Origin of the sequence: Alteromonas lipotrueae (assembly GCF_019249215.1) — a bacterium.
Taxonomy (GTDB): domain Bacteria; phylum Pseudomonadota; class Gammaproteobacteria; order Enterobacterales; family Alteromonadaceae; genus Alteromonas; species Alteromonas lipotrueae.
This window is the reverse complement of record NZ_JAESDI010000007.1, coordinates 85,985-106,098: the sequence shown is the minus strand read 5'-3', so window position 1 is coordinate 106,098 and position 20,114 is coordinate 85,985. Positions and strand designations below refer to the sequence as shown.

Here is a 20,114-nt window from a genome sequence, read left to right as displayed (position 1 = left end):
ATAAAATAATAAAGATAACGGTGAAGCCAATGGTAAGTGCAAAGGAAAAGATTGCCTACGGGTTAGGCGATACGGCAAGTAATTTCATTTTTCAAACCGTCATGCTGTTTTTGACATTTTATTATACCGACGTTGTTGGCATACCGGCTGCAGCGGTAGGGAGTATGTTTTTACTCGTACGAGTATTTGATGCCGTTACCGACCCTTTAATGGGTTCTTTGGCCGACAGAACAAGAACGCGGTGGGGCGCATACCGCCCCTATTTATTATGGTTGGCTTTGCCTTTTGCGCTTTGCAGCGTGCTTGCGTTTACCTCTCCTGAATGGCTTACCGAAGAAGGTAAGCTTTACTATGCATTTATCACCTACGCACTGCTAATGATAATGTATACCGCCATTAATATTCCTTATTCTGCATTAGGCGGCGTGCTAAGTGCCGATGCTTCAGAACGCGTATCTATTCAGTCTTATCGATTTGTATTTGCCATGGGCGGAGGCCTGCTGGTGACATCATTTATGCTGCCATTGGTTGATTACTTAGGTAATGGCAACGAAGCACTTGGGTATCAGCGCGCCATGATAGTGATGAGCATAGTGGGGATGGTACTTTTTCTGCTTTGCTTTGCCGGTACTAAAGAGCGGGTGAAACCTGCCAATGAAACGCCTGCGCCTTACAAAACCCAGTTAGCGGCTATTTGGCAAAATGATCAGTGCCGAGTGCTTTGTATGGTAGCTATCGTGTTACTCACCGGCATGGTAATGCGAAACACGCTAGCGCTCTACTATGTGAAGTACGTGTTGCAGCGGCCAGAGTCGGCCACATTATTTGTTACCGCCGGTATGGTGGGAAGCATTATAGGCTGTGCGTTGGCGAACCCAGTAGCTAAACGATTTTGTAAAATCAAAGTTTACACCTGGCTTCAGTTAGCCAGCGCAGTAGTGTGTATCGTGAATTATTTTGTGCCTTATCAAGAGTGGTTTACGGCCATTTCACTGCATTTCCTTTGGGGCCTTATCTTGCAAATGGCTACGCCGCTACTGTGGGCAAAAATTGCTGATGTGGTGGACTATGGCGAAGATAAAACGGGGCTTCGTATGACTGGGTTAACGTATTCAACTGTGGTCTTTTTCATTAAAGTTGGACTGGCCTTGGGCGGCGCACTTGCGGGGTGGTTACTCGCATCAGTTAACTATCAACCAGACGCCTTTTCACCGGATGTGGCAAAAGGCATAGTGGCGTTATTTTGTATCGGGCCAGCAATCGCTTCGATAGGTGTTGCGATTATTATGCGCTGGTATACATTAGATAACCAAAAAATGTTGGCAATTCAGCAGCGACTTGGGTTGACCACAGACGACGCGCATCGCGGGTCGTAATAATAACTACGCAAAGCAAGGATATACACAGCGCACGTATGCACTGTTAATGCTCTATGGTAACGATTAAGCAAGTAAGTGAACTAGCTGGCGTGTCGTCAGCAACAGTATCTCGAGTTATAAACAACACAGATACCGTTAAAGAGAAAACGCGCCAGCAAGTGCTTGATGCGATGGAGAAGCTTGGCTATCGACACAATGTCATAGCGGCTTCCCTTGCCTCAAATAAAACCCATACCGTGGGGTATGTGGTACCTGAACTACATGGCTCATTCTTTGGTGCCATGATGGCGGGCTCTGAAAAAGTGCTTAGACAAGCCAATAAGCATATGTTTGTGGTGACCGGACACAGTGATGAAGCTTTAGAGAAAAAAGAAATTGAAGCCTTGCTGAGTCGCCGTTGCGATGCGCTTATTCTGCATGTTGAGGCGGTCAGCGATGAGTACCTTGTAGACCTTGCCAGCCAAGATGTTCCTATTGTTGTGGTTAACCGCTATATAGAAGCTATTGGTGAAAAATGTATCAGCCTAGACAATGTGCTCGGCGCATATCTAGCCACTAAGCACCTTATCGATTTGGGCCATACTCAAATTGCTTACGCCGCCGGTGCCTTGTTTAAAGCGGATGGTATCAACCGTTTACTTGGGCATAAAAAAGCATTAAAAGAGGCCAGCTTTCATTTCGATGAAGACTCTGTAGCAGAAGGGAATTTCCAAGCTTTCTCTGGTGAGAAGTGTGTGGATGAACTGTTTAGTCGCAACGTAAGTTTTAGTGCAATCGCCTGTGCAAATGATGAAATGGCATCAGGCGCCATTAACTCACTAAGAAAGCATGGTAAACGCGTACCGGAAGATATCTCTGTCATTGGGTTCGATAACGTCGATTTTGCTAGTTACCTTACCCCTAAGTTAACGACTGTGAACTACCCTGTGCGCGAGATTGGTGCTATGGCATCACGCTGGATTTTAAATCAGGCTTATGGCGATAGGAAAATGACAATGGAACATATTTTATCGCCTAAATTGATTATTCGAGGGACCACCAGAAAATTTGAGTAAATTCAACCAACGACGAATGGTGAAGTTACGCTTTTTTCTGTTATGCTAAATTTTCACACAAATAAAATTTGGTCACCCTATGTTCGTTTCTCGAAGCAAATACTTAGAAAAAGAGTCTCAGGCCTCTCAACTTGAAAGCCGCTATCAAGTTGCCCTTGATAAAATATCAGACTTAGAGTCTGAAAATGCAGAACTTCATCGGCAAGTTACCGAGTTAAGCGATGCCTCAAGGCAAATTGATGACGATGTGGTAACACGTTGTTTAGTTACCTCTTTGAACCAAGTGGAAGGTATACGAGAAACCGTTTTAGGGTCTTATCAAAAAATAAACGCCGAAAACCAATCAATATCAGATATTAATGAATTGTTTGAGCAATCTTCCCACGTACTTACTAAAATTGTTAAAGACATGAGCGGTTTGAATACTCAAATGGTGAGTATGAGCGAGCGCATTTCTGGCTTATCAAGCACAGCCGATAACATTAATAAGTTTGTTTCTACCATTACCAGTATATCGGATCAAACCAACCTACTGGCATTGAATGCCGCTATTGAAGCGGCGCGAGCAGGTGATGCTGGTCGCGGTTTCAGTGTAGTTGCCGATGAGGTGCGCGCACTGGCAACTGAAACAAACAAATCAGCCACAGAAGTGTCTGAACTGGTAAACGATATTATTCAATCTACGGCAAAAGCGGTTTCGGGTGTCAACGAATTAAGAGGTAATAACGAAGAGCTAGAAGAGGGAATTAGCACCCTTAATAGCAGCTATGAAACCATGGTTTCTCATTGCGATAGTATGAAAACGACTATCAACGAGGGCTCCTTAAGTACCTTTATACAGACGGTTAAGCTCGATCACGTAGTGTGGAAGTCTGATGTATATGCAGTTTTATTTGGTTTCAGCGATAAAAAACCAAGTGATTTTGCTGATCACGTCAGTTGCCGTTTAGGAAAATGGTACAGCGAAAATCAAGGTGCTGCTATTGGTAAGTCGTCGTCATTTAGAGAATTAGAAACACCTCATGCGGCAGTACATCGTGCGGGTGTGGCTGCTATCAACGCAAAAGCAGAAGGTGATACTTCAACACTAGAATCAAAAGTAGTTGAAATGGAACGCTCTAGCGAGAAAGTAATGTTGTTACTAGATAAGATAGCCAGCTAACCAGTTAACTCATATACCTTGAATGTGTTTAAAGCGATATAGACTAAAAGGCTTTTATATTGAGCGATGCTTCAATACCCCCTAGCCCTAAGGAAGTTGCTGACTTAAAAGCTCAAGTGAAAACACTTGAGCGACAACTTAAGCGCCAAAAAGTAGCGAGGGAAAACGCTGAGTGGTTTTTAGAAAGCTACTCAAGCGATGCCTATTCGGCAACCCAAGCCCTGCGTAAAGCATTACATGAATCGAAAAAAAGAGAGCGGGAATTAATTTTTCTAAATCGCTCCGCTTCCCACCTTAAATCTTCCGATAGCGGTGCTAGTTTTATCTTTTCAGCCATTGAATCAGCAGTTGAATTCAGTGATGCCTATTGTGGTCTGGCCTTCATTACGAAAGCGGGAAAGGTGATTCAGGGAGGTGACAACAAGGTTTGGCAAATAGAGAACGGTTGGGTTGATGGCAATGATTTTGCCAAGGTTATTTTAAATGAGCTGCCACTCTCTGTAACAGATAATTATAGCCAATGGTGTGTAAATATCGTTGAAAGGCCAGACACTCATGAAGAAGCTTACGTATTACACTTCATGCAGAATTTGGGCAACGGCGAGCAGGCTTGGCTTGCATTGCTGACCAAAAACAGCGAATTAGATGAAGAGATGTTGTATGTGCTTGATGCAAATAAGCACTACTTACAGTTTGGAATAGGCTACAGAAGTTCCAAACACGAAATCAAGCATCATAAAGCCGCCCTCTCATCGATGGAAAAAGACCAACGCTATTTGCAAGAAAAGCTAATAACTGCAGATAAAATGGCCATGCTGGGTCAGTTGGCGGCAGGTATAGCTCATGAGATTAACAATCCTATAGGTTACGTACGCAGTAACACGTCAGTGGCTGGCGATATTTTTAAGGATTATCAAAGTGCTTTATCGGAAATAAAGGTACTTTGTAAAGACGCAGGTGGAGAAATAGAAGCCCGTTATTTGGCGCTTGAAAACACTTACTCATTAAAAGAGAGTGCCGAGGCTATCTCTGAAATGTTTGAAGAGTCTTCAGAGGGTATCGAAAGAATTATCGATATCGTTAAAGCGCTAAGAGGCTTTTCCTATCCCAGCGGTGGAAAGCGTGTCGCCATCAATGTTGCCGAAGCGATAAACTCAGCCTTGCGAATTACTAACAATCTGCATAAGTACAAAAATAAAGTCATATTCACGCCCCCTGAGACCGCTGTAGAAGTCATTGGCAATGCGGGGCAAATACAGCAAGTACTTGTCAATCTGCTCACTAACGCCATTTACGCCACGGATGAAGGCAAATGCATTAAGTTTGATGTTGAATCAGTAGAAGGGGATGCGGTCATTACTTTGCAAGATGAGGGCAAAGGTATGTCAGAGGAAGTCATTGGCAAAATGTTTACGCCATTTTTCACCACTAAACCGCCTGGCGATGGTACTGGTCTTGGCATGTCTATTTCACTCACTATTATTGAAGAACACGGCGGCCAGTTTGAAGTAACTAGTGAAATCGATAAGGGAACCACAATTAAGGTGCGCCTACCGCTCGCGTAACTTTTTAGATTATATCAATATAATTATTATCTTATTCTTTTGCTACTTTAGTATTAATCTTCCCAATAATGTTCTACGCTTTTAGGCAATTACCAAGAAATAGGGTTCTCCTATTTACTTTTAACACCGCTATAGCAATGGATCTTATTAGTGAAGAAAAGCCAGTCTGTCACCCAACGCGAATACAAATTCCCTTCTCATTACCGCCTTATCTCTTCTACTGACAAACGTGGTGTTATACAACATTGCAATGACGAATTTGTGGAGGCAAGCGGGTATAAACGAGAAGACTTGATAGGAAAAAACCACAACATTATTCGTCATCCGGATATGCCCTCTGGTGTGTTTAAAGAAATGTGGCGAACCCTAGAGTCGGGACAAAGCTGGGCTGGGTTGGTCAAAAATAGAAGAGAAAATGGCGACCACTATTGGGTGTCAGCATTCGTCACTCCCGTATACGAGGGGGGGAACGCGGTGGGTTATGAGTCAGTTAGAATTCATGCCGCCGATAAAGAGATAATACGCGCGTCGAGCATATATGGCAGACTATCTGCCGGAAAATCGCCAATTCCCTTTGCTGCAAAGCTTGGTCAAACACTTTCACCCATGTCACCCATGATAGTGGTAAGTTTACTATTGTTGGTAGCGATTGGCTTTACCGCTGGTTTAGTACCCCTAGGTGTTACTTTCATTGCATTACTGACTATGATGTTTTGGCAATCGGCAAAAAGCCGGAGCTACTGGCGGGAATTTCTTTCGTTAAGCCCTGCCAGTTACAGTAATGCACTTGTGGCACAAACATATTATGCCGATGTGGATTATATCGCTCAGGCTAAGTTGGCGTTAGGTTGCGAACTAGCGCGTACTCGCACGGCATTAACCCGTATTAAAGATGCATCTGACGGGTTAGAAGGTATTGCGGTTTCAACTCACAGCCAAGCTGAGTTAACCAGTAAAACGATTATTCAGCAGAATCTTGCCACCCAGCAAATTGCCACAGCAGTAACTCAAATGAGCCAGGCTATTCAAGAAGTGGCTGAACGGGTAGAGAGCAATGCGGTTAGCGCTAGAACTGCCGCGACTAACGTACAAATGGGTAACGACAAAGCTGAAGAAGCGATGCAGGCCATACTGTCATTAAAAGGCGCGGTGGAGTCAATTTCCGATACCGTTACCGAGCTTGCTCAGTCCACCAGTGATATTGGCGAAGCCGCTAGCATCATTTCTAGCATCGCTGATCAAACTAACCTGCTAGCACTAAATGCTGCTATAGAAGCTGCTCGTGCTGGTGAGCAAGGGCGCGGCTTTGCTGTTGTTGCCGATGAGGTGCGTACGCTGGCTTCTAAAACTCGCGTGTCCACTGATAAAATTCACAACATTATTCAAGAGCTTGTTGATAGAACGGAACGGGCCGTAAAGGTGTCTTCGGAAGGATTGGTGTCTGCTGAGCACGGCAGTGCAATTGTTGAAGAAACCCGAGGCGCACTACAAGAAATCAATAATGCAGTAAGCGGTATTGCCTCTGCAACCGTTGAAATGTCCTCTGCTGTAGAAGAACAAAGTACCGTGGCCGAGCATATTAATCAGCAGCTCGTAGATGTAGCTGATAGTGCGGAAGAAACGCAGAAGTCATCAGAAGCCTCGCTCAAAGTTGGTCGAGATCTTCGTGACACCGTAAATCAAGTTAACGGGTTAATTGCTCGTTTTAACACGGATAAACGCACAGGATAATCTGTGCTGATTGTTTTTGAGCGTGCTTTTAACCATTTTATATTTACGTTAGCTCCACGTAAAAGCACGCCGAGCTTTTCTGCAACGCCTATCCGTTGGCTTTAAGCTTTACCACGTCGGCACTCTCATCTTCTAGTACACTCTGGGCTGTCGCACCTTTAAAAATTTTGCTCACCTTGTCTTTATTCTTAGACAACATGATAGTGAGTTCTTCAACAAGGCTATCTTCAATGCCTAAGCCCTTTGCTTGAATGTATTCAGCAAGGTTGTCGGCAGCGTCGAGCATTTTATCGTACTGATCTGCTTCTTTTTTATCGGTAGTTACCAATTTTTCTACCCCTTTGTGCGTGACAACATACTGCGTGGTAATGGCCATGTTAGGTCCCCTTAAATGAATAGACCATAAAACTGTACAATATTTAACTGGATAAATAAACAGTATTTAAGGTTTTTTGATATTATTTTTTTTCAACTTAAGTATAGTGACTACATGGGCGAAAAAACCGCTTTAACATCGCTACGCCCAAGGTCAAAAATTTACGTTTTTCTTTTTAATTGCAGTCTTCAATTAGTCTTTATCTAGCAATGTAACATCGAATAACAGTAAATTTATCAAGAGGTGCGTCACTGTTTCTTATTAGAGCGTGAAATCGAGTGCCGAAAATCGGCGTGATAAAGATGACTTAGATACGAAGAGGATGTAATGAATTCTTCAATTGAGCGAGATATTCGCACTATTCAATCGATAGAAGCTGTTCCACATATTATGAAAATGTTATCAGACGCCACAGGTCTTCGCTTTATTTGCGTGGCCAGAGTGACTGAAGATAATTGGACAATGTGTGCTGTTCTCGACGAGGTGAATTTTAATTTAATACCTGGCGATGAACTCGATATCAAAACCACCTTTTGCAATCAGGTAAGAAAATCTACGAAACCAGTAGTGATTGAGCACGCTAAAGAAGATACCGTTTATCGAGAAAGCGAAATACCCATCATGTATGGCTTCGAAAGTTACTTTTCTTACCCCATTTACAACAAAAATGGTGAATTTTTCGGTACGCTTTGTGGTTTAGACCCACTTCCTGCGGTATTAAAAACCGATAAAATTGAAAATCAAATAAAGTCTTTCGCCGAGCTGATTTCAAGGCAGATGGAAGTGGATGAGCGCCTAATCGCGGCTGAAACTAATCTTATCAGCGAGCAAGCTGCCGCTAAATTGCGTGAGCAATATATTGCTATTTTAGGCCACGATTTGAGAACACCATTATCGGCGCTTAAAATGGGTGTAGACTTCCTTGTTGACCATGCCAGCGATGCCACTTCCCAAAAAGTGCTATCTCGAATGGATAACAGCGCTAAACGCATGACGCGACTCATTAGTGACGTGATGGATTTTACGCACGGGCAAATGGGCAAGGGGATTCAATTAAACGTTAAGCCAGTGAGCGATTTAGAAAGCGTTTTAGCTCATACGGTAACTGAACTATCGAGCTTGCATTCAGACCGAGACATACGTGCGAATATCAATATAGACGGCACCTTTTCATGTGACCCGGAGCGTATCAGCCAGTTACTGTCTAACTTGCTGATTAACGCGATCGTACACGGCGATAGAGCGCAGCCTATTAAAGTGATAGCCAATGTCGAACAAGAAACACTTACAGTTAGCGTGTCTAATGGGGGGGCCCCAATAAGCGCTGATGTTATCGATAAGCTATTTCATCCATTTTGGCGAAATGAAAACAACAAAAAAAACGGTGGCTTGGGTTTAGGTTTGTTTATCGCCTCGCAAATTGCTGAAGCACATAAAGGCAGCTTGATGGTGCATTCCGATGAGAATGAAACCGTGTTTTCTTTTAAGGCAGCATTGTAAACTACAAGGTTAAGCATCGGGCTTAGCCTTTTAAACACCTAAACTTTTAAACAATTAGCTCGGTTTTATTGCAGTTATAGTTTTGCTCTCTACCTGAATCAACCATGGCTTTTGATAGCCGCTTCAAAAGGTCGACGAGTCCCGCTACCAACCTCATTATTAAGCGTATTTAGCCCTATATCATCAAAACATGCGCAAACATAAAATTTGCCGGTGATTAATGCTTGTACAAAAGCAGGTATGTGCGTATAATCCGCGCCCTTACAGCCACCCTAACTAGGTTCCTTGTCTCTATACAGTCTGGCTGTACTGTCGAGGCTACAACCGTAAGGAGCAATAATGCGTCATTACGAAATCGTATTTATGGTTCACCCTGATCAGAGTGAACAAGTACCTGGTATGATCGAACGTTATACCACTATTCTTAAGCAAAACGATGGTCAGATTCATCGTTTAGAAGATTGGGGCCGTCGTCAATTGGCATACCCAATTGAAAAGCTGCACAAAGCCCACTATGTATTGATCAATGCTGAAGCGACTGCTGAAGCTGTTGACGAGCTGGAAAATGCTTTCCGCTACAACGACGTTATCTTACGTAACATGGTAATGCGCACTAAAAACGCTGTAACCGAGCCTTCTCCTATGACTAAAGAAGAGCGTCGTGAGCGTCGTGACGATTCTGCACCTCGTACAGAGCGCGCAGAAAGAAGACCTGAATCCACTGAAGATAACGCTTAAGGAGATCACCCATGGCTCGTTTTTTCAGACGTCGTAAATTCTGCCGTTTCACTGCAGATGGTGTGACTGAAATCGATTATAAAGATATCGCTACTCTTAAGAATTATATCACAGAGAGCGGTAAGATTGTCCCTAGCCGTATCACTGGTACAAGCGCAAAATATCAGCGTCAGCTGTCTTCTGCGATTAAGCGCGCACGTTTTCTTGCGTTGCTTCCGTACACTGATTCACACAAGTAATTTGGCGTAATTAAGGGGTAGTTAAGATGAACATCATCCTACTAGATAAAGTCGCCAATCTTGGCGGTCTGGGCGACCAAGTAGCTGTTAAAGCTGGTTACGCTCGTAATTTCCTGTTTCCACAGGGTAAAGCAGTTCCTGCAACTAAAGCGAACGTTGAAAAGTTTGAAGCACGTCGTGCTGAACTTGAAGCGAAAATCGCTGAGCAGCTTGATGCTGCTAATACACGTGCTGAAAAACTAAATGAACTTGCAGAAGTAACTCTTGCGGCGCCAGCTGGCGACGAAGGTAAACTTTTCGGTTCTATCGGTACACGTGACATTGCTGATGCAATCACAGCAGCTGGTGTTGAAGTAGCTAAAGCGGAAATTAAACTTCCTACTGGCACACTTCGCGACACTGGCGAATATGACATCGACTTACAACTTCATTCTGATGTAACCACTTCTATTAAAGTGATCATCATTGCTGAAGCATAAGCGCTGACGTATACGAAAAAACCGCTCTTATGAGCGGTTTTTTTATATCTGCATGCATCTCAACCACCTCAAGGTTATTCGCATTACATACTTCCTCATAAAAGACTCACTATACTTTCGCGTTTTCTAGATTTTCCCACGTACTCTTCTTATGATCTCATACACAAATATGATGCTCATCAACATCGGTCGTCAATATGTAACAAGTTATTAATTATTTCGTTAAATTAATGATAAATTACGACCGTTGGTCGTCGATAGATTGCTGTTTTTTACAGCATTAAACGAAAATGTCGGTTAACCCATAAATTGTTCTTAATATAGCTTTAAACTTTTCCTGTCACAGCTGCGACCTATAGTAATCCAAACTACAAAAAGCATAGTGCTTCATTATGGACATTACACGTGCAGCAATAAAAAATGCGTCTGGGGTAGGAATTGGCATCGCAATATTAGTCTTTCTTGGGCTATATAGCTTATTCAATTTGCCAGTTCAGCTTTTTCCAGACATTGAAAGACCCAATATCAATATCCAAACTTCCTGGCGGGCAGCGTCTCCTCAAGAAATTGAATCGGAAATAATAGAACCACAAGAAGAGGTGCTTCAGGGAATACCTGGGCTGGTCTCGATGAACGCGTGGTCGAATCAGGGAAATGCGTGGATTAACCTCCAATTTAGTTTGGGTACAGACATGCAAAAAACCCTTATTGAAGTGATAAGCCGCATGAACAGAGTGCCGCCATTACCTAGGGATGCGTTGTCACCCAATATTATGTTGGCAGGCAGCGGGGGGGATGCGCCTGCGCTAACCTACTTTTTTATGCAGCGACTGCCCGGCAACCCTAACGAAATAAATACCTACGTTACCTACTTCTCGGACGTGATAAAACCTCAGCTAGAATCTATACCCGGCGTAGCCCGTGCCCGTATGGAAAGTGGGGTAGGTGGCGAAGAAGAATTCCAAATTGTGTTCGACCCTTTCAAGGCGGCGCAACTCGGTATCGATTTAACCGCTATCACTACCGCATTGGGGCAAGCTAACGATGTTTCTGGTGGGTTTGTGGATGTTGGACGCCGCCGGTATACCCTGCGTTTTGAGGGGCGTTACGAACCGCAAAAAATGGGCGAAATGATTTTAGAATGGCGTGATGGCAGCCCAATCACACTAAGTGATATTGCTGAAATTACTATTACCCGCGCAGATGGAGCTAATTATAGTGTACAAAACGGCAACCCCGCTATTTCTATTCGCGTTGATAGACGAAACGACGCTAATGTTCTCGCTACGCTGGATGCGGTAAAGAAAAAAGTTACCGAGATAAACAAAACTTACCTAGAAGCTGAACAATTGGTAATGGTTCAGTCCTTTGATGCTTCTATATTTATTAAGCGAGCGGTGCAATTGGTTACCAGTAACCTGTTCATCGGGGTTATGCTCGCTATCGGCATCTTGTGGTTGTTTATGCGCCAATTAAAAGCCACGCTCATTGTCGCGCTTGCTATTCCTATCTCTTTACTCAGCACGTTTGTTGTACTTCAAATCACGGGGCGTTCACTGAATATCATTTCTCTTGCTGGGTTAGCGTTTGCGGTAGGAATGGTCTTAGATGCCGCCATTGTGGTGCTAGAGAATATTGTTCGCTTAAATAAAAAGGCCATGTGTCGCCAGGAAAGTGCTTATTTAGCCACAAAGGAAGTATTCGGGGCCTTAATGGCTTCGACAGCCACAACGGTTGCTATTTTTATTCCGGTGATGTTCTTAAATGATGTTGAAGGACAGTTGTTTGCAGACTTAGCCTTAACCATCGCTATTGCCGTATGTATGTCGTTAGTGGTTGCCGTAACGGTTTTACCCGTTGTGGCTAGCCGTTGGCTTATAGAAGATGTACCCGAAGACAAATTATTGCCACTGTGGAAATCCATCACCACTAAAATTATGACCTTATCATCAACAGGTATGCGTCGAATTATTATGATAGTGGCTCTGATGGGCATTCCCATCACAGGCAGCTACTTGTTAATGCCATCAATGGACTATTTGCCCCCCGTTAAGCGAGATGCGGTAGATGCCTTCTTAATGTTACCCGCAGGTGCGAGTGAAAATTTTGTCGCTGAAGAGGTGATGCCGGTCATTGTCGAGCGATTAAAGCCCTACATGGAGGGTGAAAAATCTCCGGCGCTTAAAAACTACTACATCATCACTTGGCCCAACGGCGGCACTTTAGGGGTAAGGGCTAAAGATCAGTCTCAAGTAAAAGCGTTAGAGGCCATTGTGCGAGATGAGGTACTAAAAGATTTACCTGATACTCAAGCGTTCGCGCAACAAGGTAATTTATTCGGTGGCTTTGGTAACGGTCGCTCGATTGATATTCATTTACAGGGTACAGATCAAGCCATGCTGAGCGTAGCGGCGCAAGCGGGCATTGATAAACTAAGAAGTATTTTCCCCACCGCCAATGCGCGGGCGAATCCACCGTTGGAACAGTCTGAGCCTGAACTGCAATTTTATCCCAACGACAGTCGATTAGTTGAGGTAGGGTTAAATCGCGGGCGTATGGCGGGTTTAGTGCGCGCAATGGGCGATGGAATGTATGTGGGTGAGTATTTTAATGGCACAAAGCGGATGAATATCATTTTCCGCTCAGAACCATGGTCAACCCCTGAAGATTTAAGTGCTACGCCAATAATGACCCCCATGGGGGAAGTGGTGCAATTAGGTGAGCTTGTCGAGATGAAACGAACGGTAGGGCCTAGTCGCATTCAGCGTATTGATGGTAAACGCACACTTACGCTCAATTTTAATCCGCCTGACGGTATGAGTTTGGAAGATGCCATGACGGTGATTAAAGCCGATGTTGAACCGGCTATTATGGCGATGATGCCAACAGATGGGGCAATTCATTATGGCGGCAGTGCCGATAGCTTGAAAGGGGCAATTGCCTCAATGGCAGATAATTTTTTGTTTGCTATGTTATTGCTTCTTCTTTTAATGGCAGGGCTATTCAAATCGCTTAAAGACAGCGTGTTAGTGGTACTGTCTATTCCACTGGCCACCGTGGGCGGCGTGGCGGCCATTAAAATCATGAATAGTTTTACCTTTCAACCGATGGATTTACTTACCATGATTGGTTTCATTATTCTGCTTGGTCTAGTGGTAAATAATGCCATTTTATTGGTGCACCAAACCCGAGTGGGGCAAGCTAATGGGCTCAATCGTGACGATGCCGTGGAGCAGGCAATCCAATTGCGGCTTCGACCTATTTTTATGAGCACACTGACGTCTATTTTCGGCATGCTCCCTCTTTTATTACTCCCTGGCGCTGGCAGTGTTATCTATCGCGGGTTGGCAGCGGTGATAGTCGGAGGGATGTCAATTAGCACGGTGTTCACCTTAGTGTTGCTGCCCACTCTACTTAGACTGACAAGAGCCGACTTTGGCTTCAAAGACAAAGTAAAAGTCCCGATTGATGGTACGCCGAGCGGTATGCCAACAAAAATCGTAAAACTAAGCAAATTTTCAGACTTAAATTAAAGGATGCAACCACTATGAACATTAAAATAGCCCTCGTAGGCATTAGCGTGTGTTGCTTGTCGCTGAACCTTATTGCACAAGAAGCGGAGCAAGTGCCTCCTGCGATGTTGGTTCAAGTTGATGAAGCTAGAGAAGAGGCGATAACCGCATTAACTTGGGTGCCTGGTACCGTAATGAGTCGAACTGATTCAGATGTCGCCTCTGAGGTTGATGGCCGAATCACGTGGATGGCGAATGTAGGAGATAGTGTCGCAGCGGGTGAGGCTTTAGCAAAAATTGATGATACCCGATTGCAAATCACGCTCAGTCAAAATCAATCTAATATTGCAAGGTGGCGCGCTCAGGTTACCTTGTTCGAAAAGCGCTTGGCACGTTACGAAAATTTGGAAGCCAGTAAAAACACGTCGCGAGGAGAATTGGAAACCGTAGTGGCTGATTTAGAAAATGCACGTCAGGAGCTAGAGCAAGCCACACTGGCAAAAAATTTAACTGAATATCACATTCGACAAAGTAGTGTAAAAGCGCCATTTAACGCCTTGGTGGTTGACCGCATACAAACCCCAGGGGAATACACGAGTATTGGTCAAACACTGATTCGGGTGGTAAATCCCAATAATATCGAGGTGCAGGTGAGGGCGCCGCTCTCCGTATTACCCTTTATCGAGAGTGGCATGCAGGTTAATGTGCTAAGTAAAACCCACGGGGTAATGGAGTCGGTGCGGGCTATTGTCCCTGTGGGCAATGAAAATTCTCGCATGATGGAAATGCGTATCGCGCTTAAACCTGGAGACTTTCCAATTGGAAGTGCGGTAAGGGTGGCGGTGCCGAGTAGTGAGGAGCATGGTGGCGTGACTATTCCTAGAGATGCACTCGTTTTAAGAAAATCCGGTACTTACATTTACCAGCTCAATCAAGACAATGAGGCTCAGCAAGTTAAAGTAGAAACCGGTATAGGTATGGGGAGTAGAATTGAAGTATTTGGTGAAGTAGACCCCACTCAATTAGTTGTCATTCGCGGGGCCGAGCGTTTAAAACAAGGACAAAAAGTGCGTCACGAGTGGGAGGGGGATAGCCTGACAGCGCGCAACTAGCCTTTTCGGCTTATGCGTGCGCATTTATCCCGCCATTCATCATCAATAATGGTTAAGTTAGCCAAGTTGGTCGCTAATTCGACATCGGTTTTTGTGTGCGCACAGCGCATGAGTGTTTGCACATTAACGGTGTCGTCCTCTCTGTTAACCAAGGTTACTGAGTCACCGACGTTAATTGCACCGGTTTCAAGCACGCGGTAATACCAACCTGTTATCCCTCGCTCGCCTACAAATCTGTCTAGGTTTTGAATATTGAAACGCTGGGATATTTTACTGCATGGTGCTCGCGGTGCACTCACTTGCAGCACAACCTCACCAAACTTCCATACGTCTCCGATATAAACCGTGGCATCGTCCATACCATCCACACTGATATTTTCCCCAATACTACCGGGTTCAAACACACCCTCTGGGAAATGTTTGCGCAGCGTGAAGTAATGAAGGGGGCTAAATTGATGCAAAACCTTTTCAGGCCCACCATGAAGTTTCTTGTTTGATTGTTGATCTTCATCGGTACAATCAAGATGAACGGTTAGCTGTGAAACCGCGCTTTTTACAATACTACTCGGGGCACCACGAGGGCCAAGTGGTTGGGGCTGACCTGCGAATAAAGCATCAACTTTCAAGGGTGAGGACATACAAACTCCAAAAATAAGTTATTGCTAATTTAAACCTTTATCACATAGGGTACGACTAACCTTTTAAGAATAACAAGAAGGTAAGCCAAAAATGTTGAAAAAATCGGTTTACGAAAAAAAAATGAGATTGTCATGGAGCGCACTTTAGCAAAGGTTACCAACTTGACTAACGATGATGAAAGCCAGCACGAAGCCGCGGTTCTCCTCGCGGCTAAGCAGGGTGATAAAGTGGCCTACAAAACCTTGTATCATAACCATGTCGGGCGAGTGTACGCGCTGTGCTTCCGTTTAACAGGCGACCGTGGTCTCGCCGAAGACGCCACACAAGAAGTATTTATTCAGTTATGGTCAAAGTTAGACAGATTTGACGGACAAAGCCAGTTTTCAACTTGGTTACATAGTGTATCAGCCAATGTGACCGTGTCGTATTTGCGCAAACAGCGCAATTGGGTGCAGCGTATGTTTAATATTGAAACCAGTCCAGCGATGGAGATGCCAGCAGAGGCAGACAGTAGCCAAGTCGATTTAGAAGCATTAGTGGTTAGATTGCCACAAAGAGCACGAATGGTCTTCGTACTGCACGCTATTGAAGGCTATAGGCATGAAGAAATTGCACAAATGTTAGACATGGCAGTAGGCACCAGCAAAGCGCAGTTTCACCGCGCTAAACAACTGCTAAAAACCTGGATGGGGTGTGAAGATGAATAAGTTTGATAACGCCTTAAAGGCTGAGATTCAACGCCTACCTAAAACTCGTGAGCCTGAAAGAGATTTATGGCGCGGTATTGAATTGTCACTACACAGCCAAGTAAGCGGCAAAGCCGATGAAAATGGGCTAAATAACGAGCCCTCAGGCCAAGACAAGCGCGGCACAATTGCTCGCTTATCTACCAAACCTTGGTTGGCGATGGCAGCGAGTGCGATGCTAGTCAGTGTTATATGGTTTTTCTCGCCAGCTTTTACCACGGATGAAACAAGTGGTGAACAACCTAAGCTCGCAGGCTATGCGTTAGTTGATGCACTAAGTGAGCAGCAAGATGATCAGATGACATCCTTGCTAGCAAGTTACGACAGTGCGCCAGAATTAAGTGAAAACTGGCAGGCGCAATTAAAAGAATTAGACGATGCTGCTGGCGTGATAAAAGCAGCATTAAAAGATGATCCAAATAATCGAGCACTATTAAAGATGTTAAAACACGTATATCAACAGCAAATCACATTAATTGAGCGAGTGCACGCGCCCAAATGGCAACAAATTTAAGGAGTTTTATTATGACTATCATTCGCAAAACCTTAGCTAGTGTACTTTTTCATGGTGTACTTTTAAGTAGCACAATGTTGGCGTTTACTGCGCATGCGGGCGAGAAAATAGACCGCGTACTTGATGCCCCAAATAACGTTAAAATTGATATAGAGCACGTCAACGGTGACGCTGAAATTAGAGGTTGGGATAAACCTCAAGTACACGTTACCGGTGAACTGGGTGAAAACACCGATGAGTTTATATTCGAACAACGTGGCAATGTTATCGTTATTCATGTTGAAGTGGAGCGTAGCGGCAAGCACTGGTGGAAAAACAAAGATGAAGGCGATGACCTGATTATTTTTGTGCCCAAATCCAGCGACGTTAACTACACCGCGATTAATGCTGATGTGCAAATAAACGACATTATCCAAAGTGTTAATGTTGAAGTGGTAAACGGAGATGTAGACCTAACCGACATTGGAAATCGGGTTAAAGTAGAGTCGGTAAACGGTGACATTGTGTTAAATAATGTTAAAGGAAAACTGGATATTGAAACGGTAAATGGCGATGTAGAAGCCGTTCATTCAGGTAAGGAAGGTGTGTCTTTCGTTGCCGTTAATGGTGACCTAAGGTTAAGTACATCCAGTCCTGACGTAGCTGTGGAAACGGTTAATGGTGGCATAGATTTAACCCTAGAGAAGATAGACTCTCTTAGTGTGACCACCGTGAATGGTACCACGAATGCGCGCCTGCATTTAAATGAAAACGGGCGACTGAAAGCCAGTTCAGTAGGCGGAGAGTTACGTTTTAATCTTCAACCTAAAGTATCTGCACAATTTGATATTGAGACCCATGCAGGTGGCAAGATTATTAATAACGTTAGTAGCGATGCGGTTAAAAAACCAAAATACGGCCCCAGCAGCTGGCTGCGATTTATCAATAATGGTGGTTCTGCGAGTGTTGATATCTCAACGGTAAATGGGCGTATTACCTTAGATACTCAGTAGCAACAGCAGCCGAGGGAAGCAAAGCATTGGCGTTTTTGCTTGAAATAAGCACTAACGCCCCCATATATAAATTAAGTTAAGGCAGATTAGTACCAGATTGCGACAGGGTGCTAATCCATATTGCGCATAATTAATACGCAATTGATCTGCCTGCCGCAGTTTTGTGTCTATTTACCCCACGCTAGTGAACGTAACGAATCTCCCCACGTCAAAATAGCAACGTCGATATCCGCAAATAGCGCTAAATTATCAATAATTAGGGAAAGAGCTTTGAATATTCTTAGCCATTTAAAACGCTTTTGGCGCTTTCACGGTTTGATAGCCGGTGCAATAAGCATTAGCGTATTAACATTAGGGTGCGCAGTACAAGATCCTGCTTTCTTTGAAGGCACATGGGTGGTAACCCAAGTTTACCAGCCAGGTATCTCAGCACACAGCGCTACAGAAGCTAACGACGTGTTAGGTAGTTCGTTGGTTTACCATTCAGATGGTGCACATTTAAATCAGCAGGCATGTGAATTACCCGAGTATACCGAGAAGAAAATTGATTCTGACGAAATAGCCGCTAGTTTTAAAATAGAGGGAAATGCGTTAGGTTTCGACGAGGGGAAAATCTCGCAGGTCGAGCTTTCTTGTGCAAATGGCCCGCAGGCGTTAGGCTCAGTGCTGCTGTTTCAAGAGCATAATGTTGCTTATACCGTTTTTGACGGCACCTTTTTTCGCATTGAAAAAACGCTCTAAGATAACCATCTTGGGGTGAAGTTGTTGGAAGAGCCCTTACAAGACAAGCGCTTCACAAACGTTAGGATTTCGCTAGTCGTTAATAATTTTTGTTAACCTTCATTTATGATCCCTTCCTCCATTGTTCAACGTTGCGCAAAAGCGCATAATAGTGAGCCGTGCTTCAAGTAAACAGAGTAGGTAGTGTAAGTGGTATCCCCTCCAAAAGGCGATAATAATGTAGAGAAGTTGAAAGTTCCCCCTCATAGTATTGAGGCAGAACAGTCTGTTCTTGGCAGTATGCTTATTGATCCAGAAAGTTGGGACAAAGTAGCGGAACTTGTTACCGATACCGATTTTTACAACCGCTCGCATCAAACCATATATAGCGCCATAACTCGTTTATTAAACAGAAGCGCACCGGTCGACCTCATCACGGTTTCTGAAGAGCTTGAAAAGCACGATGAACTTGAAAATGCAGGTGGCTTTGCTTATCTCGGAGAGCTCGCAAAAAATACGCCAAGTTCTGCGAATGTGGTGTCATATGCGCAAATTATCAGTGAACGTGCAATTACACGTGAGCTTATCGGTGTAGCCCATGAAATCGCAGAAGTTGGATATAACCCCGAGGGTCGTGACAGCGCTGATATTCTCGACTTAGCGGAAAGCAAAGTATTTGAAATAGCAGAGCGTCGCACCGGCGAAAATGAAGGCCCCCGTGATGTAGAAGCGGTTTTAGGTAAGACCATTGACCGTCTTGAAGTCTTGGTTAAAACCAACAAAGAAGTAACCGGTGTTACTACAGGTTTCACGGACTTAGATAAAAAGACCAGTGGTTTACAGCCCTCAGACCTTATTATTGTTGCGGCGCGTCCCTCAATGGGTAAAACCACCTTTGCGATGAACTTGGTTGAAAATGCCATGATGTCCGAGGAAAAGCCGGTTTTAGTGTTTAGTTTAGAGATGCCCTCTGAACAAATCATGATGCGTATGCTGGCGTCACTTAGTCGAGTGGATCAAACCAAAATTCGTACCGCTCAGTTAGATGACGAAGATTGGGCGCGTATCTCTAACACCATGGCGATGCTCAAAGACAAAGACAGATTATTTGTTGATGATTCATCTGGCCTTACGCCCATGGATGTGAGAAGCCGTGCGCGTAAACTCGCTCGCGAACGTGGTGGTATAAGCTTGATCATGATTGATTACCTTCAACTTATGCGTGTGCCCTCACTAAGTGACAACAGAACCTTGGAAATTGCTGAAATTTCTCGCTCACTCAAAGCATTAGCAAAAGAATTAGAAGTGCCAGTAGTTGCCCTATCGCAGCTTAACCGAAGTCTAGAGCAACGAGCAGATAAACGCCCAGTAAACTCAGACTTGCGTGAATCTGGCTCTATCGAGCAGGATGCCGACCTTATTATGTTTATCTATCGTGATGAGGTTTATCATGAGAACAGTGAAGAGAAAGGCGTAGCAGAGATTATTATAGGTAAACAGCGTAATGGTCCTATCGGAACCAGTCGCCTTACGTTCCAAGGCCAGTTCTCTCGTTTTGACAATTATGCCGGCCCAGCAATGCCTGACGAATATTAACCAAGTATAAACGTTTGCTGTCGATGAATGGCAACAAGGTTAATTGTTGAAAAGAAAAG

The 20,114-nt window shown here is 44.2% G+C and carries 18 protein-coding genes; 16 read left to right on the top strand and 2 right to left on the bottom strand.

Annotated features, from left to right (window positions below):
• The first annotated feature begins 29 nt into the window (after positions 1-29).
• The 5 genes from JKP82_RS09730 to JKP82_RS21015 all read left to right on the top strand — a co-directional run bounded on the left by JKP82_RS09730 (position 30) and on the right by JKP82_RS21015 (position 6,892).
• A complete protein-coding gene (locus JKP82_RS09730; protein ID WP_218396802.1) occupies positions 30-1,376 on the top strand; it encodes a glycoside-pentoside-hexuronide (GPH):cation symporter in 1,347 nt (448 codons plus the stop codon).
• Between the two features lie 56 nt (positions 1,377-1,432).
• On the top strand, positions 1,433-2,434 hold the full coding sequence (locus JKP82_RS09725; RefSeq protein ID WP_159533777.1) for a LacI family DNA-binding transcriptional regulator: 1,002 nt from the start codon (positions 1,433-1,435) through the stop codon (positions 2,432-2,434).
• A 79-nt stretch (positions 2,435-2,513) separates the two neighbouring features.
• A complete protein-coding gene (locus tag JKP82_RS09720; RefSeq protein WP_218396801.1) occupies positions 2,514-3,596 on the top strand; it encodes a methyl-accepting chemotaxis protein in 1,083 nt (360 codons plus the stop codon).
• A gap of 59 nt (positions 3,597-3,655) precedes the next feature.
• Entirely contained in the window at positions 3,656-5,161 is a 1,506-nt protein-coding gene (locus tag JKP82_RS09715; protein WP_159533773.1) for a sensor histidine kinase, read from the top strand.
• A gap of 150 nt (positions 5,162-5,311) precedes the next feature.
• The gene (locus tag JKP82_RS21015; protein ID WP_159533771.1) at positions 5,312-6,892 is read left to right on the top strand and encodes a methyl-accepting chemotaxis protein; all 1,581 of its coding nucleotides are present in this window, start codon (positions 5,312-5,314) and stop codon (positions 6,890-6,892) included.
• An 88-nt stretch (positions 6,893-6,980) separates the two neighbouring features.
• Here the strand turns inward: JKP82_RS21015 and JKP82_RS09705 are convergent, their stop codons facing one another.
• Positions 6,981-7,268: a YebG family protein gene (locus JKP82_RS09705; RefSeq protein WP_129740309.1), complete on the bottom strand. Its 288-nt coding sequence runs from the start codon at positions 7,266-7,268 to the stop codon at positions 6,981-6,983.
• A gap of 327 nt (positions 7,269-7,595) precedes the next feature.
• Between JKP82_RS09705 and JKP82_RS09700 the strand changes: the two genes are divergently transcribed.
• From JKP82_RS09700 to JKP82_RS09675, 6 genes are all read left to right on the top strand, one after another.
• Positions 7,596-8,768: a GAF domain-containing sensor histidine kinase gene (locus JKP82_RS09700; RefSeq protein WP_218396799.1), complete on the top strand. Its 1,173-nt coding sequence runs from the start codon at positions 7,596-7,598 to the stop codon at positions 8,766-8,768.
• 339 nt (positions 8,769-9,107) lie between these two features.
• Positions 9,108-9,506: a 30S ribosomal protein S6 gene (rpsF, locus tag JKP82_RS09695; RefSeq protein WP_013786398.1), complete on the top strand. Its 399-nt coding sequence runs from the start codon at positions 9,108-9,110 to the stop codon at positions 9,504-9,506.
• Between the two features lie 11 nt (positions 9,507-9,517).
• Positions 9,518-9,745, top strand: a complete 228-nt coding sequence (gene rpsR / locus JKP82_RS09690) for a 30S ribosomal protein S18 (RefSeq protein WP_013786397.1) — start codon at positions 9,518-9,520, stop codon at positions 9,743-9,745.
• Positions 9,746-9,771: 26 nt separating this feature from the next.
• Positions 9,772-10,224 carry a 50S ribosomal protein L9 gene (gene rplI / locus JKP82_RS09685; RefSeq protein WP_218396797.1) on the top strand — a complete coding sequence of 151 codons (453 nt, stop codon included), beginning with the start codon at positions 9,772-9,774 and terminating at the stop codon, positions 10,222-10,224.
• Positions 10,225-10,616: 392 nt separating this feature from the next.
• The gene (locus JKP82_RS09680; protein ID WP_218396796.1) at positions 10,617-13,757 is read left to right on the top strand and encodes an efflux RND transporter permease subunit; all 3,141 of its coding nucleotides are present in this window, start codon (positions 10,617-10,619) and stop codon (positions 13,755-13,757) included.
• Between the two features lie 14 nt (positions 13,758-13,771).
• The gene (locus JKP82_RS09675) at positions 13,772-14,848 is read left to right on the top strand and encodes an efflux RND transporter periplasmic adaptor subunit (protein WP_218396794.1); all 1,077 of its coding nucleotides are present in this window, start codon (positions 13,772-13,774) and stop codon (positions 14,846-14,848) included.
• On the opposite strand, the gene JKP82_RS09670 is transcribed toward JKP82_RS09675, so the two are convergent.
• Positions 14,845-15,486, bottom strand: a complete 642-nt coding sequence (locus JKP82_RS09670; RefSeq protein WP_218396793.1) for an MOSC domain-containing protein — start codon at positions 15,484-15,486, stop codon at positions 14,845-14,847. The two genes, JKP82_RS09675 and JKP82_RS09670, sit on opposite strands and share 4 nt — an antisense overlap.
• A gap of 132 nt (positions 15,487-15,618) precedes the next feature.
• On the opposite strand from JKP82_RS09670, the gene JKP82_RS09665 reads away from it, so the two are divergent.
• The 5 genes from JKP82_RS09665 to dnaB all read left to right on the top strand — a co-directional run bounded on the left by JKP82_RS09665 (position 15,619) and on the right by dnaB (position 20,055).
• On the top strand, positions 15,619-16,194 hold the full coding sequence (locus JKP82_RS09665; RefSeq protein WP_159533759.1) for an RNA polymerase sigma factor: 576 nt from the start codon (positions 15,619-15,621) through the stop codon (positions 16,192-16,194).
• Positions 16,187-16,747, top strand: a complete 561-nt coding sequence (locus JKP82_RS09660; RefSeq protein WP_218396791.1) for a hypothetical protein — start codon at positions 16,187-16,189, stop codon at positions 16,745-16,747. The genes JKP82_RS09665 and JKP82_RS09660 overlap by 8 nt, the downstream gene beginning before the upstream one ends.
• Positions 16,748-16,758: 11 nt before the next feature.
• Complete coding sequence (locus JKP82_RS09655; RefSeq protein WP_246604382.1) at positions 16,759-17,739, top strand: DUF4097 family beta strand repeat-containing protein; 981 nt, start codon at positions 16,759-16,761, stop codon at positions 17,737-17,739.
• A 270-nt stretch (positions 17,740-18,009) separates the two neighbouring features.
• Positions 18,010-18,480, top strand: coding sequence for a hypothetical protein (locus JKP82_RS09650; RefSeq protein ID WP_218396788.1), 471 nt, complete (start codon positions 18,010-18,012; stop codon positions 18,478-18,480).
• 189 nt (positions 18,481-18,669) lie between these two features.
• Entirely contained in the window at positions 18,670-20,055 is a 1,386-nt protein-coding gene (dnaB, locus tag JKP82_RS09645) for a replicative DNA helicase (protein ID WP_013786388.1), read from the top strand.
• Positions 20,056-20,114 lie beyond the last annotated feature (59 nt).

Bases quoted from the DNA above. Each gene is read 5' to 3' on its own strand.
- rpsR (WP_013786397.1), top strand. From the start codon at position 9,518: ATGGCTCGTTTTTTCAGACGTCGTAAATTCTGCCGTTTCACTGCAGAT.
- rplI (WP_218396797.1), top strand. From the start codon at position 9,772: ATGAACATCATCCTACTAGATAAAGTCGCCAATCTTGGCGGTCTGGGC.
- JKP82_RS09675 (WP_218396794.1), top strand. From the start codon at position 13,772: ATGAACATTAAAATAGCCCTCGTAGGCATTAGCGTGTGTTGCTTGTCG.
- JKP82_RS09705 (WP_129740309.1), bottom strand. From the start codon at position 7,268: ATGGCCATTACCACGCAGTATGTTGTCACGCACAAAGGGGTAGAAAAA.
- JKP82_RS09680 (WP_218396796.1), top strand. From the start codon at position 10,617: ATGGACATTACACGTGCAGCAATAAAAAATGCGTCTGGGGTAGGAATT.
- JKP82_RS09700 (WP_218396799.1), top strand. From the start codon at position 7,596: ATGAATTCTTCAATTGAGCGAGATATTCGCACTATTCAATCGATAGAA.
- JKP82_RS09725 (WP_159533777.1), top strand. From the start codon at position 1,433: ATGGTAACGATTAAGCAAGTAAGTGAACTAGCTGGCGTGTCGTCAGCA.
- JKP82_RS09670 (WP_218396793.1), bottom strand. From the start codon at position 15,486: ATGTCCTCACCCTTGAAAGTTGATGCTTTATTCGCAGGTCAGCCCCAA.
- JKP82_RS09665 (WP_159533759.1), top strand. From the start codon at position 15,619: ATGGAGCGCACTTTAGCAAAGGTTACCAACTTGACTAACGATGATGAA.
- JKP82_RS09730 (WP_218396802.1), top strand. From the start codon at position 30: ATGGTAAGTGCAAAGGAAAAGATTGCCTACGGGTTAGGCGATACGGCA.
- JKP82_RS09720 (WP_218396801.1), top strand. From the start codon at position 2,514: ATGTTCGTTTCTCGAAGCAAATACTTAGAAAAAGAGTCTCAGGCCTCT.
- JKP82_RS09655 (WP_246604382.1), top strand. From the start codon at position 16,759: ATGACTATCATTCGCAAAACCTTAGCTAGTGTACTTTTTCATGGTGTA.
- rpsF (WP_013786398.1), top strand. From the start codon at position 9,108: ATGCGTCATTACGAAATCGTATTTATGGTTCACCCTGATCAGAGTGAA.
- JKP82_RS09660 (WP_218396791.1), top strand. From the start codon at position 16,187: ATGAATAAGTTTGATAACGCCTTAAAGGCTGAGATTCAACGCCTACCT.